This window comes from Ramlibacter sp. (assembly GCF_041916345.1).
Taxonomy (GTDB): domain Bacteria; phylum Pseudomonadota; class Gammaproteobacteria; order Burkholderiales; family Burkholderiaceae_C; genus Ramlibacter.
The window spans coordinates 1-15,260 of record NZ_JAYRZR010000035.1 but is presented as its reverse complement, the minus strand read 5'-3'; the positions used below and the strand labels follow the sequence as shown (position 1 = coordinate 15,260).

13 protein-coding genes are annotated in these 15,260 nt (G+C 70.3%); all 13 read right to left on the bottom strand.

Annotated features, from left to right (window positions below; all coding sequences use genetic code 11):
- Positions 1 to 16 precede the first annotated feature (16 nt).
- Positions 17 to 1,078, bottom strand: coding sequence for an undecaprenyldiphospho-muramoylpentapeptide beta-N-acetylglucosaminyltransferase (gene murG / locus ACE3T5_RS11225; RefSeq protein ID WP_374667571.1), 1,062 nt, complete (start codon positions 1,076 to 1,078; stop codon positions 17 to 19).
- On the bottom strand, positions 1,075 to 2,283 hold the full coding sequence (gene ftsW / locus ACE3T5_RS11220; RefSeq protein ID WP_374667569.1) for a putative lipid II flippase FtsW: 1,209 nt from the start codon (positions 2,281 to 2,283) through the stop codon (positions 1,075 to 1,077). The genes murG and ftsW overlap by 4 nt, the downstream gene beginning before the upstream one ends.
- The gene (murD, locus tag ACE3T5_RS11215; protein WP_374667567.1) at positions 2,280 to 3,791 is read right to left on the bottom strand and encodes a UDP-N-acetylmuramoyl-L-alanine--D-glutamate ligase; all 1,512 of its coding nucleotides are present in this window, start codon (positions 3,789 to 3,791) and stop codon (positions 2,280 to 2,282) included. Before murD ends, ftsW begins: the two co-directional genes overlap by 4 nt.
- Positions 3,792 to 3,796: 5 nt before the next feature.
- Positions 3,797 to 4,975: a phospho-N-acetylmuramoyl-pentapeptide-transferase gene (mraY, locus tag ACE3T5_RS11210; RefSeq protein ID WP_374667565.1), complete on the bottom strand. Its 1,179-nt coding sequence runs from the start codon at positions 4,973 to 4,975 to the stop codon at positions 3,797 to 3,799.
- A complete protein-coding gene (gene murF / locus ACE3T5_RS11205; RefSeq protein WP_374667563.1) occupies positions 4,965 to 6,365 on the bottom strand; it encodes a UDP-N-acetylmuramoyl-tripeptide--D-alanyl-D-alanine ligase in 1,401 nt (466 codons plus the stop codon). The genes mraY and murF overlap by 11 nt, the downstream gene beginning before the upstream one ends.
- Positions 6,362 to 7,849 (bottom strand): UDP-N-acetylmuramoyl-L-alanyl-D-glutamate--2,6-diaminopimelate ligase, encoded by a 1,488-nt coding sequence (locus ACE3T5_RS11200; protein WP_374667561.1) that lies wholly within the window; start codon positions 7,847 to 7,849, stop codon positions 6,362 to 6,364. Before ACE3T5_RS11200 ends, murF begins: the two co-directional genes overlap by 4 nt.
- Positions 7,849 to 9,588: a peptidoglycan D,D-transpeptidase FtsI family protein gene (locus tag ACE3T5_RS11195; protein WP_374667559.1), complete on the bottom strand. Its 1,740-nt coding sequence runs from the start codon at positions 9,586 to 9,588 to the stop codon at positions 7,849 to 7,851. The genes ACE3T5_RS11200 and ACE3T5_RS11195 overlap by 1 nt, the downstream gene beginning before the upstream one ends.
- The gene (gene ftsL, locus ACE3T5_RS11190) at positions 9,585 to 9,872 is read right to left on the bottom strand and encodes a cell division protein FtsL (RefSeq protein ID WP_374667557.1); all 288 of its coding nucleotides are present in this window, start codon (positions 9,870 to 9,872) and stop codon (positions 9,585 to 9,587) included. The genes ACE3T5_RS11195 and ftsL overlap by 4 nt, the downstream gene beginning before the upstream one ends.
- Complete coding sequence (rsmH, locus tag ACE3T5_RS11185) at positions 9,869 to 10,792, bottom strand: 16S rRNA (cytosine(1402)-N(4))-methyltransferase RsmH (protein WP_374667555.1); 924 nt, start codon at positions 10,790 to 10,792, stop codon at positions 9,869 to 9,871. Before rsmH ends, ftsL begins: the two co-directional genes overlap by 4 nt.
- Positions 10,793 to 10,801: 9 nt before the next feature.
- A complete protein-coding gene (mraZ, locus tag ACE3T5_RS11180) occupies positions 10,802 to 11,230 on the bottom strand; it encodes a division/cell wall cluster transcriptional repressor MraZ (protein WP_374667553.1) in 429 nt (142 codons plus the stop codon).
- Positions 11,231 to 11,476: 246 nt separating this feature from the next.
- Complete coding sequence (hslU, locus tag ACE3T5_RS11175; RefSeq protein ID WP_374667551.1) at positions 11,477 to 12,829, bottom strand: ATP-dependent protease ATPase subunit HslU; 1,353 nt, start codon at positions 12,827 to 12,829, stop codon at positions 11,477 to 11,479.
- Complete coding sequence (hslV, locus tag ACE3T5_RS11170; protein ID WP_374667549.1) at positions 12,784 to 13,335, bottom strand: ATP-dependent protease subunit HslV; 552 nt, start codon at positions 13,333 to 13,335, stop codon at positions 12,784 to 12,786. Before hslV ends, hslU begins: the two co-directional genes overlap by 46 nt.
- A gap of 117 nt (positions 13,336 to 13,452) precedes the next feature.
- A partial coding sequence (locus tag ACE3T5_RS11165; protein WP_374667547.1) for an STAS domain-containing protein occupies positions 13,453 to 15,260 on the bottom strand: 1,808 nt, incomplete at its 5' end.

Below are 15,260 nucleotides of genomic sequence, written 5' to 3'. Positions count from 1 at the left end.
TTCATTCGGTTCGGTGTCATCGCGCAGCCAATGCCTCGCAGGCGGCCACCAGGTCTTCGGTGGCGTGGGTCTTTTCCATCCGCTTGGCGGCCTCGGCGCGCGCCAGCAGGGTGTTGCGGTCCAGCGACCGCAGCAGGTCGGCCAGGCCTTGCGGCGTGAGCTCGCGCTGCTGGATCAGCCAGCCGCCGCCCGCGTCCACCAGGAAGCGGGCGTTCGTGGTCTGGTGGTCGTCCACCGCGAACGGGAACGGCACATACAGGGCCGGCACGCCCACGGCGGCCAGCTCGGTGACCGTGCTGGCACCCGCGCGGCAGATCACCAGATCGGCCTGCGCGAAGGCGGCCGCGGTGTCCTCGATGAAGGGCACGAGTTCGGCCTCGACACCGGCACGCGCGTAGTTCGCCCGCAGCTCGTCGATCTGCTTCTCGCCGCCCTGGTGCGTGACGACCGGCCGCACCTCGGCCGGGATCAGCGCCAGCGCCTGCGGCACGATCTCGTTCAGCGCCTTGGCGCCCAGGCTGCCGCCCACCACCAGCAGGCGCAGCGGGCCGGTGCGGCCGGCATAGCGCTCGGCCGGTGGCGGCTGCCGCAGGAAGGCCTCGCGCAGCGGGTTGCCCACCCATTCGGCCTTGGGCAGCACGCCGGGGAAGGCGGTGAACACGCGGTCGGCCACGCCCGCCAGCACCTTGTTGGCCAGGCCGGCGCGCGAGTTCTGCTCGTGCAGCACCAGGGGCCGGCCCAGCAGCACGCCCATCATGCCGCCCGGAAAGGTGATGTAGCCGCCCAGGCCCAGCACCACGTGCGGCTGCACGCGCCGCACGACCCCGATGCTCTGCCAGAACGCGCGCAGCAGCCGCAGCGGCAGCAGCGCCAGCGTGAGCGCGCCCTTGCCGCGCACGCCGCCGAAGTCGATGGTCTCCAGCGCGAAGCCGCGCGGCGGCACCAGCCGGGTTTCCATGCTGCCGGGCGCGCCCAGCCAGTGCACGCGCCAGCCGCGGCTGCGCAGCGCCTCGGCCACCGCGAGGCCTGGGAAGATGTGGCCGCCCGTGCCACCCGCCATGACGAGCGCGCACTTCATGCGCGTCCTCCCCGCATCAGCACCCGGTTCTCATGGTCGATGCGCAGCACCACCACGATGGCGATCACGTTCATCAGCACGGCGGAGCCGCCATAGCTCATGAGCGGCAGGGTCAGCCCCTTGGTCGGCAGCGCGCCCAGGTTCACGCCCATGTTGATGAAGGCCTGGAAGCCGATCCAGATGCCCACGCCCTGCGCCACCAGACCGGCGAACACGCGGTCCAGCGCAATGGCCTGGCGGCCGATGTGCATGATGCGGCGGGTCATCCAGAAGAAGCAGCCGATCAGCGTGAGCACGCCGACGAGGCCGAACTCCTCGCCGATCACCGCCAGCAGGAAGTCGGTGTGCGCCTCGGGCAGCCAGTGCAGCTTCTCCACGCTGCCGCCCAGGCCGACGCCGAAGATCTCGCCGCGGCCGATGGCGATGAGCGAGTGCGACAGCTGGTAGCCCTTGCCCAGCGCATGCTTCTCGCTCCACGGATCCAGGTAGGCGAAGATGCGCTCGCGTCGCCACTCGGACAGCGCGATCATCAGCACGAAAGCCACCAGCATGACCGCGGCGATGAGGAAGAACATGCGCGCGTTCACGCCACCCAGGAACAGGATGCCCATGGCGATGACGGCAATGACCATGAAGGCGCCCATGTCCGGCTCGGCCAGCAGCAGCAGGCCCACCACCGCCACCGCGCCGGCCATCGGCAGCACGGCGCGGAAGAAGCGCTCCTTCACCTCCATCTTGCGCACCATGTAGTCGGCCGCATACAGCAGCACGGCGAACTTCGCCAGCTCCGACGGCTGGAACGACATTGGCCCCAGCACGATCCAGCGCCGCGCGCCGTTCACGCCCTTGCCGATGCCGGGGATCAGCACCACGATCAGCAGCAGCAGCGCCAGCACGAACAGCCAGGGCGCCCAGCGCTCCCACACCGACATCGGCACCTGGAAGGCCAGCAGGCCGGCCAGGAAGGCCAGCCCCAGGAAGAGCGCGTGCCGCATCAGGAAGTGGTTGTGCGCGTAGCGGCCGAACTTGGGGTTGTCGGGCAGCGCGATGGAGGCGGAGTACACCATCACCAGGCCCCAGGCCAGCAGCGCCACCATGACCCACAACAGCGCCTGGTCGAAGCCGCGCAGCGGCGCGCTGCCGGTGGCGTCGAGCCGCGCGCGCTGGCCCGGCAGCCAGCTCTTGAGGGTGGCCGCGAAGGTCATCCAGCCTCCCCTTCCAGCATCGTGCCCGCCTCGTCGGCGAGTGCGTGCACCGCGGCGCGGAACACCTCCGCGCGGTGCGGGTAGTTGCGGAACATGTCGAAGCTGGCACAGGCCGGTGACAGCAGCACGGCGTCGCTCGAGTGGGCGCGGGCCGCGCAGGCGCGCACGGCGTCCTCCATCGTGGCGGCGTCCTGCAGCGGCACGCCGGTGGATTCGATGGCGGCGCGGATCAGCGGCGCGTCACGCCCGATCAGCACCACGGCACGCGCGAAGCGGGCCACCGGCACGGCCAGCGGGCTGAAGTCCTGCCCCTTGCCGTCGCCGCCCAGGATGACGACCACGCGCCGTTCGGCACCCAGGCCCTGCAGCGCGGCCACGGTGGCGCCGACGTTGGTGCCCTTGCTGTCGTCGAAGTACTCGACCTCGCGCACGATGCCCACCGGCTCCACCCGGTGCGGCTCGCCGCGGTATTCGCGCAGGCCGTACAGCATGGGCGCCAGCGGGCAGCCCGCGGCGGTGGCCAACGCGAGCGCGGCCAGCGCATTCACCGCGTTGTGCCGGCCGCGGATGCGCAGCGCGTCGGCCGGCATCAGCCGCTGCAGGTGGATCTCTTCGGCCTCGTCGCGGCGGCGCTTGAGGGTCTCGTCGGCCTCGTGCGCGCGCACCAGCCAGGTCATGCCGTGCACGGTCTCGATGCCGAAGTCGCCCGGCCGCTGCGGCAGGTCGGCGCCAAAGCAGACGTGCGCACGCTGCTCCATGCGGCCGCCCTTCAGGCGCACTGGCGCCGGCAGCATGGCCATCACCTGCGGGTCGTCGCGGTTCAGCACCATCAGGCCGCGCGTGCCGAAGATGCGCGCCTTGGCCGCCGCATAGGCCTGCATGTCCCCATGCCAGTCCAGATGGTCCTGGCTCAGGTTCAGCACGGTGGCCGCGGTGGGCTCGAAGCCTTCCACGCCATGCAGCTGGAAGCTGGAGAGCTCCAGCACCCACACCTCGGGCAGCGCGCCGGCATCGGCCTTCGCCGCCAGCGTATCCAGCAGCGTCGGGCCGATGTTGCCGGCCACGGCCACCGAGCGGCCCGCGCGCTCCACCAGCAGGCCGGTGAGCGCGGTGACCGTGGTCTTGCCGTTGGTGCCGGTCACCGCCAGGATGCGCGGCATGGCTTCCGGGTCAGCGTGCAGCGCGGCCAGGCCCTCGATGAACAGGGCCAGCTCGCCCTGCACCGGAATGCCCTGCGCCTGTGCCTCGGCCTCCACCGCCGCCGCCTGCGCCGGCGGCAGGCCCGGGCTGCGCAGCACACGCGCGGCGCCCTGCACCAAGGCGGCGTCGAACGGGCCGGCCACGAAGCGCGCCTGCGGCAGCTCGGCGCGCAGCGTCTCCAGCTTCGGCGGCGCCTCTCGCGTGTCGGCCACGGTCACCTGAGCGCCGTGCCGCGCGCACCAGCGCGCCATGGCCAGGCCCGATTCGCCGCAGCCGAGGATGAGAACGTGACGATCTTGCAAGTCCATCGCGTTCACCGGAGCTTCAAGGTGGACAGGCCCACGAGGCACAGGAGCATGGTGATGATCCAGAAACGCACCACGACCTGCGTCTCCTTCCAGCCGGACTTCTCGAAGTGGTGGTGCAGCGGCGCCATCTTCAGGATGCGCCGGCCTTCGCCGTATTTCTTCTTCGTGTACTTGAACCACGCGACCTGCGCCATCACCGACAGCGCCTCCACCACGAAGATGCCGCCCATGATGGCCAGCACGATCTCCTGCCGCACGATCACGGCGATGGTGCCGAGCGCGCCGCCCAGGGCCAGCGCACCCACGTCACCCATGAACACCTGCGCCGGATGGGCGTTGAACCAGAGGAAGGCCAGCCCGGCGCCCGCCATGGCGGCGCAGAAGATCAGCAGCTCGCCCGCGCCGGGGATGTAGGGAAACAGCAGGTACTTCGAGTACACCGCGCTGCCGGTGACGTAGGCGAAGACGCCCAGGGCCGAGCCCACCATCACCACCGGCATGATCGCCAGGCCGTCCAGGCCGTCGGTGAGGTTGACCGCGTTGCTCGCGCCCACGATCACCAGGTAGGTCATGATGACGAAGCCGAACACGCCCAGCGGGTACGCCACTTCCTTGAAGAAGGGCAGCCACAGGCCGGCCTTGGGCGGCAGGTCCACGTCGAAGCCGGAGACGACCCAGTTGAAGAACAGGTCCAGCACGCGCGCGTTGGAGCTCTCCGAGATGCTGAACACCAGGTACAGCGCCGCCACCAGGCCGATGACCGACTGCCAGAAGTACTTCTCGCGCGAGCGCATGCCCTCGGGGTCCTTGTTGACGACCTTGCGCCAGTCGTCCACCCAGCCGATGGCGCCGAAGCCCAGCGTGACCACCAGCACGATCCACACGAAGCGGTTGGTCCATTCGAACCACAGCAGGGTCGAGATGGCGATGGCCATCAGGATCAGCACGCCGCCCATGGTGGGCGTGCCGCTCTTCTGCAGGTGCGTCTGCATCGCATAGCCGCGCACCGGCTGGCCGATCTTCAGCTCGGTCAGGCGGCGGATCACCCACGGGCCGAGGGCGATGCCGATCAGCAGCGCCGTCATGGCCGCCATGACGGCACGGAAGGTGAGGTACTGCACCACGCGCAGGAAGCCGAACTCGGGCCCGAGCGTCTGCATCCAGGCAGCCAGGCTAACGAGCATGGGTGTTCTCCGCGGATCGTTGTTGTTCGGGCGGGCAGGCGGCGGCCTGCACCGCCTCCACCACGCGCTCCATGCGCATGAAGCGCGAGCCCTTCACCAGCACGCTGGCCACCCCCGGCAGCGCGGCCCGCACGGCGGCCAGCAGGGTGTCCATGTCGGCGAAGTGGCGCGCACCCATGTGCGTGGCCAGCTCACCCAGCGTGAACACCTGATCGATGCCCCGCTCGCGCGCGTGCGCGCCCACCTCGGCGTGGAACGCCGGCCCCTGGCTGCCCACTTCCCCCATGTCCCCCAGCACCGCAAGGCGCGGGCCGGGCAGCTCCGCCAGCACGTCGAGGGCGGCGCGCACCGAGTCCGGGTTGGCGTTGTAGCTGTCATCCACCAGCGTGAGGGGGCGGCCATCCAGCTGCAGCGCGATGGCGCGCGAGCGGCCCTTCACCGGCTCGAAGGCGCGCAGCCCGACCTCGATGGCAGCCAGCGGCACGCCCGCGGCGAGCGCGCACGCCGTGGCGGCGAGCGCATTGCGCACGTTGTGCCGGCCCGCGATGCGCAGGTGCAGGCTCAGCAGGCCCGCCGGGGTGACCGCATGCGCGAGCCATTGGTCGCCGCGCCATTCGGCCTCGGCCAGCGCCACGTCGGCACCGGCCTCGCCGAAGGTGACGCAGGGCCGGCCGGCGGCCAGGTCACCCCAGAGCGCGGTGTAGGCGTCCCCGTGCGGGAACACCGCCACGCCGTCGTCGGCCAGCGCTGCCAGCACGCTGCCGTTCTCGCGCGCCACCGCCTCCACCGAGGCCATGAATTCCTGGTGCTCGCGCTGGGCGTTGTTCACCAGCGCCACCGTCGGCCGGGTGAGACCGGCCAGGTAGGCGATCTCGCCCGGGTGGTTCATGCCCAGCTCCACCACCGCGATGCGATGCGACGCGCGCAACCGCAGCAGCGTGAGGGGCAGGCCCACCTCGTTGTTCAGATTGCCCTGCGTCGCCAGCGCGGCCTCGCCCGCGTGCGCGCGCAGGATGGCGGCGATCATCTGCGTGACGGTGGTCTTGCCGTTGCTGCCGGTCACCGCGATCACCGGCAGCGCGTACTGCGCACGCCAGGCGGCCGCGAGCTGGCCCAGCGCCAGCCGGGTGTCGTCCACCTCCAGGCCCGGCAGGCCGGCCGGCAGGCACCCGCGATGCGCGATGGCGGCGACGGCCCCCTGCGCGCGTGCCTGCTCCAGGAAGTCGTTGGCATCGAAGGTCTCGCCCTTCAGCGCCACGAACAGGTCACCCGGCTGCAGCGTGCGCGTGTCGGTGTGCACGCGGGCCACCGGCACCGATGCATCGCCGCGCAGGGTGGCGCCCGGCAACCACGCCTGCGCCTGACCCAGCGTGAACAGGCCGGCCGTCATGCGGCCTCCTTGCGGGCGGCCAGCGCCGCGCGTGCATGCGCCACATCGGAGAAGGGCAGCTTCTGGCCCGCGATCTCCTGGTAGTCCTCATGGCCCTTGCCGGCCACCAGCACCACATCCTGCGGGGCCGCGGCGGCCACCGTCTCGGCGATGGCGCGGGCGCGGTCGGCCTGCACCTCCACGCAGCGCGCGTGCGACAGGCCCAGCAGGATCTGGCTGATGATGGCCTGCGGGTTCTCGCCGCGCGGGTTGTCACTGGTGACCACCACGCGGTCGGCGTTCTTCTCCGCCACCGCTGCCATCAGCGGGCGCTTGTTGGGGTCGCGCTCGCCGCCGCAGCCGAACACGCACCACAGGCGTCCGCCGCGCTGCGCGGTCAGCGGCCGCAGCGCCTGCAGGCCCTTGTCCAGTGCGTCCGGCGTGTGGGCATAGTCCACCGCCACCAGCGGCTGGCCCGGTTCGTTGAGACGCTCCATGCGGCCTGGCACCGGCAGCAGGTCGGCGCAGGCCTGCACCGCGGCGGCCAGCGGCACGCCCACGGCGCGCATCATGCCCAGCACGCCCAGCAGGTTGGACACGTTGTACTGGCCGATCAGCTGCGTCTGCAGCGCATGGCGCTCGGCGCCCTCCACCACCTCGAAGCGCAGGCCGGCGGCGGTGTAGCCGATGGCTTGCGCGGCGAGCCGCGCCTCCCGCACGCAGGAGACCGTCCACAGGTCCAGCCCCTGGTCGCGCAGGGCATCGTTCAGCTCGGGGCCACGCGCGTCGTCGAGGTTGATCACCGCGGCGCGCAGGCCGGGCCATCCGAACAGCTCGCGCTTGGCGGCCCAGTAGGCCTCCATGGTGCCGTGGTAGTCCAGGTGGTCCTGGGTGAAGTTGGTGAACGCGGCCACACGGATCTGCGTGCCGTCGAGCCGGCGCTCCACGATGCCCACCGAGGAGGCCTCGATGGCGCAGGCCCGCAGGCCCTCGTCGCGGAAGCGGCGGAACTGGCGCTGCAGCAGCACCGGATCGGGCGTGGTCAGGCCGGTGTGCTCCACGTTCGGCGGCCGGCCGGTACCCAGCGTGCCGATCAGGCCGCAGGGCACCGCATGAGCGCCAGGCACCTGCGACAGCGCCTGGGCCAGCCACCACGCGGTGGACGTCTTGCCGTTGGTGCCGGTCACCGCCAGCACGTCAAGCTGCTGGCTCGGCTCGTCGTGGTACAGGGCGGCAATGGGGCCGGTGGCGGCCTTGAGGCCGGCGTAGGCCGCCACGGCCTCGCCGCTGAAGCCGAAGGCCTCGCAGTCCTCGCGCTCGACCAGGCAGGCGCTCGCCCCCTGCGCCAGCGCCGCGGGCACGAAGCGGCGGCCGTCGGTGGCGGCGCCGGGCCAGGCGATGAAGCCGTCGCCCGCGCCCACCTTGCGGCTGTCGCAGTGCAGGGCGCCGCGCACGCGGGCGCGCAGCCAGTCGGCCGCCTCGCGGGGGGTGGTGAGGGTACGCATCAGAACGACTCCTCCACCGCCTGCACCACGATCTGCGGCTTGACGTTCATGTCGGGCTGCACGCCCAGCATGCGCAGGCTCTGCTGCACCGTGGCGCTGAACACCGGCGCGGCCACGTCGCCACCGTAGTAGCGGCCGTTGCTGGGCTCGTCGACCATCACCGCCACCACGATGCGCGGCTTCTCCACCGGCGCCAGGCCGACGAAGAAGCTGCGGTACTTCTTGTCGGCGTAGCCCTTGCCCTCCTGCTTGTGCGCGGTACCGGTCTTGCCGCCGACCGAGTAGCCCAGGGCCTGCGCCTTGGGCGCGGTGCCACCGCTCTGCGTGGCCAGGTGCAGCATGTGGCGCACCTGCTGCGCCGTCTGCGGCTGCAGCACACGCACGCCCGGCGCGGGGCCGTCGGCCTTCTGCAGCGTCACGGGCACCAGCTCGCCGTCGCGCGCGAACACGCTGTAGGCACGCGCGAGCTGGAACAGGCTGACCGAGAGGCCGTAGCCATAGCTCATGGTGGCCTGCTCGATGGGCCGCCAGGTCTTCCACGCGCGCAGCTTGCCGCTGACGGTACCGGGGAAGGGCAGCTGCGGGCGCTGGCCGAAGCCGACCTCGCTGTACAGGTCCCACATCTCGCGCGGCTGCATCTGCATCGCCATCTTGACGGTGCCGACGTTGCTGGACTTCTGGATCACCTGTTCCACCGTCAGCACGCCATGCGGATGCGCATCGCTGATGGTGGAGCCGGTAATGGTGATGCGCCCGGGCGCCGTCTGGATCGGCGACTGCGGGGTGACCATGCCCTTCTCCAGCGCCAGGGCGGCCACGAAGGGCTTCATGGTGGAGCCGGGCTCGAAGGTGTCGGTGAGCGCGCGGTTGCGCAGCTGCGCGCCGGACAGGTTGACGCGCCTGCCCGGGTTGTACGAGGGGTAGTTGGCCAGCGCCAGCACCTCGCCCGTCTCGACGTCCAGCACCACCACGCTGCCGCCCTTGGCCTTGTGCTCGGTCACCGCGTCGCGCAGCTTCTGCCAGGCGAAGAACTGCACCTTGCTGTCGATCGACAGCTGCAGGTCGCGGCCATCCACGGGCGGCACCTGCTCGCCCACGTCCTCGACGATCCGGCCCAGGCGGTCCTTGATGACGCGGCGCGATCCGGCGCGGCCCGCCAGGTCCTTGTGGAAGGCGAGCTCGACGCCCTCCTGGCCATGATCCTCCACGTTGGTGAAGCCCACCACGTGCGCGGCCGCCTCGCCCTCGGGGTACTGGCGGCGGTATTCCTTGCGCTGGTAGACGCCGCTGATGCCCAGCTCGGCGATGCGGCGCGCCACCTCGTCGTCGACCTGGCGCTTGAGCCAGACGAAGGTCTTGTCCTCGTTGTCCAGCCGGCGGTTCAGATCGGCCAGCGGCATCTCGAGCAGGCGGGCGAGCTCGGCGCGCTTCCTGGGATCGGCGTCCACGTCTTCGGGAATCGCCCAGATGCTGGGCGCCGGCACGCTGGTGGCCAGCAGCAGGCCGTTGCGGTCGAAGATGCGGCCCCGGTTGGCGGGCAGCTCCAGCGTGCGGGCGAAGCGCACCTCGCCCTGCTTGCGGAAGAACTCGTTGCCGAACACCTGGATCCAGGCGGCGCGGCCGGCCAGCACCAGGAAGCCGGCGGCGATGCCGGCCACGATGAGCTTGCTGCGCCACACCGGCGTGCGGCTGGCCAGCAGCGGGCTGGAGGTGTAGGCGAGGGAGCGGGCGCTGCTCACTTCGCGGCCTCCTGCGGCGTGTCGCGCAGCGTCACGTACTGCGTGATGGCGGGGCTGGCCGCGCGCATCTGCAGCTGCTCGCGCGCGAGGCGCTCCACGCGCCCGGGTGTGGCCTGGGCACGCTTCTCGACCTGCAGCCGCTCGTGCTCCACCTCGAGATGGCGGAACTCGGACTGCGCCTTCTCGATCTCCGTGTACAGGCGACGCGATTCGTACTGCACCCGCACCAGGTACAGCGCGCTCGCGATCACCGCGGCCAGGAGCACGAGGTTGAGGCGGGTCATGCGGTCGTCCTCTCCGCCACCCGCATGATCGCGCTGCGCGAGCGCGGGTTGGCCGCCACCTCGTCGGCGGAGGGCTTCACGCGGGCCAGCGCGCGCAGCTTCATCGGCCGCGGCGGCGCGAAAGGCGCGCGCCGATCCACCTCGTCACGCGAGTGTCGCGCGATGAACTGCTTGACGATGCGGTCTTCCAGCGAATGGAAGCTGATCACCACCAGGCGGCCGAGGGGGGCGAGCACGTCCAAGCTGGCCTCTAGCGCTTCTTGCAGCTCTTCAAGCTCGGCGTTGACGAAAATCCGAAGAGCCTGAAATGTGCGCGTAGCAGGGTCCTGGCCCGGCTCGCGGGTTTTGACCGCACGAGCCACGAGCTCGGCCAGTTCGCCGGTGGTTGCAAGAGGGCCCCGTTCCTGTCGGCGAGCTGCAATCGCCTTTGCAATCTGAACAGCAAACCGTTCTTCGCCGTAGTCACGGATCACCTCCGCCATCTGCTCCACCGGGGCGGTGGCAAGCCATTCCGCGGCGCTGGTGCCGCGCGTGGGATCCATGCGCATGTCCAGCGGGCCGTCGGCACGAAAGGAAAAACCCCTTGCGGGGTTGTCGATCTGGGGGGAGCTCACGCCCAGGTCCAGCAGCACGCCGGCCAGGCTGCCGGGCGGCAAGGTGCCCAGGGCCCGGAAGCCTTCGTGGCGGATCGACAGGCGCGGGTCGGCGATGCGCGCCGCCTCGGCCACCGCCTCCGGATCCTTGTCGAAGGCGATCAGCCGGCCGGCTGCCGGCAGCCGCGACAGGATCAGGCGGCTGTGGCCGCCGCGGCCGAAGGTCGCGTCCACGTAGGTGGGCACCGTCTTGCTGGAAACATCCGCCAGGAGGGCGTCGACTGCTTCGTTCAACAAGACGGTGGTGTGTTGCCATGTGCCTGCCACCGCCCGCCTTCAGAAGGAAAAGTCCTGGAAGGCCTCGGGCATGCCTGCGCGCATGGCCTCGGCCTCCTGGGCCTCGTAGGTGGCCCGGTCCCAGAGCTCGAAGTGGTTGCCCATGCCGAGCAGCATGGTCTCGCGCTCGATGCCGGCCGCTGTGCGCAGCTCGGGGGAGATGAGCACGCGGCCGGTGCCGTCGAGCTCCACATCCATCGCATTGCCCAGGAAGATGCGCTTCCACCACTGGGCCGACATCGGCAGCTGGGCGATGCGCTGGCGGAAGGCCTCCCACTCGGGCCGCGGGAAGATCATGAGGCAGCCGTGCGGATGCTTGGTGACGGTGAGCTGGTTGTTCGCCGTGGCCGCGAGCACGTCACGATGCCGGGTCGGCATGGACAGCCGCCCCTTGGCATCGAGACTCAGCGACGACGCGCCCTGGAACACCTGCTACGGCCCTCGGATGGTGGAAAGATCGGCAAGGAGGCGTGCGAATGCACTTTCCCCCACTTAATTGCACTTTTTTCCACTGTAGCAGGAAAACGCAGCGAAGCAAGCGCCAACATGTGGCGCTTTTCACAATGAAATCAATGACTTAGAAGCGGTTTTGCAGCCGATTCCTCGGCAAAAACCCTTCAAAAGCAAGCACTTACAGCGCGGTCTGCAAGTGCTTCCTGAGACTCATCCAGCTTGTTAGAGGATGTAGCGCGAGCGGTCTTCGTCGCGGCTCAGGCCCGCCAGCCGTGCCTCGACATACGCAGCGTCGATGCGGATCGTCTGCCCTTCGTGCCGGGTGGCGTGGAAGCTCAGCTCGTCCAGCAGGCGCTCCATCACCGTGGCGAGGCGGCGCGCACCGATGTTCTCGGTGCGCTCGTTCACCTCGCAAGCGATCTGCGCCAGCCGGGTCACGCCCTCGGGCGTGAAGTCCAGCGTGACGCCCTCGGTGGCCAGCAGCGCCTGGTACTGGCGCACCAGCGATGCGTCGGTGCTGGTCAGGATCGCCTCGAAATCGCCCACGGTGAGCGACTGCAGCTCCACGCGGATCGGAAAGCGGCCCTGCAGCTCCGGGATCAGGTCGCTGGGCTTGGCAAGGTGAAACGCGCCACTGGCGATGAAGAGGATGTGGTCGGTCTTGATCGGCCCGTACTTGGTGGAAACGGTGGAGCCTTCCACCAGCGGCAGCAGGTCGCGCTGCACGCCCTGGCGCGAGACCTCGGCGCCAGAGGAACCCTCGGCGCGCGAGGTGACCTTGTCGATCTCGTCGATGAACACGATGCCGTTCTGCTCGGCGCTGGTGATCGCCTCGGCGCGGATCTCCTCCTCGTTGACGAGCCGCGCGGCCTCTTCCTCGACCAGCATCGTCATCGCCTCACGGATCTTCATGCGCCGGCTGCGGCGACGCGCATTGCCCATCTGGCTGAACAGGCCGCGCAGCTGCTCGGTCATCTCCTCCATGCCGGGCGGGCTCATGATCTCCACCTGCGACCGTGCCTCGGCGACCTCGATGTCGATCTCCTTGTCGTCGAGCTGGCCCTCGCGCAGCTTCTTGCGGAACACCTGCCGCGCGGCGCTGTCACCGGGCGGCTCGTCACCGCGTGCACCGGGAATGAGCGCGTTGAGCACGCGCTCCTCGGCGGCGTCCTCGGCGCGGGTGCGCACCTTGCGCATCGCCGCCTGCCGCGTCTGCTTGACGGCCACCTCAGCCAGGTCGCGGATGATGCTGTCCACGTCCTTGCCCACGTAGCCGACCTCGGTGAACTTGGTCGCCTCCACCTTCAGGAAGGGTGCGTCGGCCAGCCGCGCCAGGCGCCGCGCGATCTCGGTCTTGCCCACGCCGGTGGGACCGATCATCAGGATGTTCTTGGGCGTGATCTCGGCGCGCAGCTTCTCCTCCACCTGCTGGCGGCGCCAGCGGTTGCGCAGCGCGATGGCCACCGCGCGCTTGGCCTCGGCCTGGCCCACGATGTGGCGGTCGAGTTCGGAGACGATTTCCTGCGGGGTCAACCCAGCTCCTCGATGGTGTGTTGCATGTTGGTGTAGATGCACAGCTCGCCGGCGATGCCCAGCGCACTGGCCACCACCTCGCGCGCACCCAGTTCGGTGTGGGCGATCAGCGCGCGCGCCGCAGCCTGCGCATAGGCGCCGCCGGAGCCGATGGCCACGATGCCGTGCTCGGGCTCCAGCACGTCGCCGTTGCCGGTGATGATGAGCGAGGCCTCGCGGTCGGCCACGGCCAGCATGGCCTCCAGCCGGCGCAGCACGCGATCCGTGCGCCAGTCGCGGGTGAGCTCCACCGCCGCGCGCACCAGATGACCCTGGTGCTTCTCCAGCTTGGCCTCGAAGCGCTCGAACAGGGTGAAGGCATCGGCCGTGGCGCCGGCGAAGCCCGCGAGCACCTGGCCGTGATGGATCTTGCGCACCTTGCGCGCCGAGCCCTTGACGACGATGTTGCCGAGCGTGACCTGCCCGTCCCCGCCCATGGCCACGCGCCATTGGCCGTCGGGGGCCTGGCGGCGGACGCTGAGGATGGTGGTGCCGTGGAACTGTTCCATGCGGATTCGAGAGAAGTGGGAGAGCTGGGGTTCCCTTCGGTCACCACCAGCCTACGGGATCGGGGTACGTGGTAGGCTGGGGTGGAGCGCCAGCGCAACCCCAGCGATCATCGTCACTCAATCATGCCGCACGATGATCCGGGCGTGCTCGCTGATGCCGATGACGTTGAAGAACGCGGCCACCAGCCGGTGCACGTCGACGAACTGCACCTGGCGGCCCTCGGCCTGACGGGCCGTCACCCAGTTCAGCAGCGTGCCGGCGGCCGTGAGGTCGATGCGCATCAGCCGGGCGCACGAGATGATCATCACGTCGGCGCCCTGCATGCGGGTCTCCAGCTTGTGCAGGGCCTCCGACGCATCCCCGAGGATCTGGCCGGCCAGCTCCACCGTGGCGACGTTCGACATCTGCGAATGCATGAGCGTGCTGTCGCCGTAGCCGGTGGTCATGCCTGAGGCGATGGAGTCGCGGAAGGCCTCGCCGATGATGGTGTGGCCGGCCGCGTAGCTGCCATCCGCCTGCAGCGGCTTGTATTCGCAGCGGGCGCTCTCCCACGACGGGGGCGACACCTCGTAGGTCACGCAGTAGTCCAGCGCCACCAGCTCGAATTCGTCCGGTCGGTGCATGACACGCAGCACCTCCATGCGCAGCTTCCACCACGCCGGGTTGACACCGCGGTCCCCCGAGGGCGTGGCGTCGCGCAGCACCTTCTCCAGCACGTCGGCGCCGATGAAGCGCAGCTGCATCGTCTGCCCCGCCCACTGGGTGAACGTGCGGGTGAGCGGCTCCACGGCCGACTCGACGATGGAGGTGAGCTTGGACCAGTTGAGCCGGAACGGCGGCGTGGCCTTGACCAGCGCGGCGTTGAGCGCGGCCAGCGACTGCGTGCCGAAGATGGCGGGGCTGGTCCAGTCGGCGATGCCCTGCGGGCCGGTAGCCGCCGGCGCAGGCGCCGGCGCGCTCATGCGGCCCACGATCTCCGGCAGCGAGAACCACTGCGGCGCCGAACGACCGAAGCGGCTGGCAAAGTCGATGGCGGCGTTCTCGAAGCGGTCCTGCCGGCCGGTGGCCCGGTACAGGTCGAACAGCGTGAGCCAGGTCTCGTCGTGGTTCACGCGCGTGCCGGTGGGCGCCAGCACCTCCAGCAGGCCGGCCTCGGCGCCTTCGTCATCGCCGTTGGCGAAGCGGATGGAGGCCTCCTCCAGCTCGGGGTCGTGGGCGAACTCCTCCACGTCGATGGCAAACAGCTTGGACGACGAGAAGGCGCTGGCGGGCGACTCCGACACCGGCCCCTGCCGGGACGCGGGGGAAGCCGGCACGGGTGCCGGCGGCGGTGGTGGCGTCTGCGCCATCGTCGCCCCCGGCACCATCGGTGGCGGCGCCATGGGCGCCGGCGGCGGCGCCTGGCGCGCCAGTTCGTCCTCAGGGAAGTCCTCGGAGGTGAACTCCAGCGGCGCGGCCTCGGTGCGGTCCTCCGGCTCCACGCGCATGCGCCGGGGCGTGACCGACTCCATCAGGGGCGCCTGCTCCGTGCGCACCTCGCCGGACTGCGGCGCCAGCGGTGCGGGCTCGGTGCGGATGTAGGCCGTGGGGCTGGCCGGCGGCTCGGAGTGGCGGCCGATCGCGTCCGGCGGCATGTGCGACGACACCGGGAAGTTGGTGCTGCTGCCCAGGCGCGAGGAGTTGTCGCCATGCTTGGTCTTCCACCACTGCATGGACATCTGCGCCTCGATCTCGTCGATCTTCTTCAGCGTGGTGGCGCGGTCGTCCGGCTTGGACGGCATCGAGCTCTGGAAGAAGGAGGGCCGCGCGGCCGGGTCCTGCCCGGCCAGCACCTCGCTGCGGCGCATCTTGCGCAGCATGTCGAACTCACGCTTGCGGACGAAGTCGTTGCGCCGCTTGCGCTCGATCATCTCCTTGAGCATCT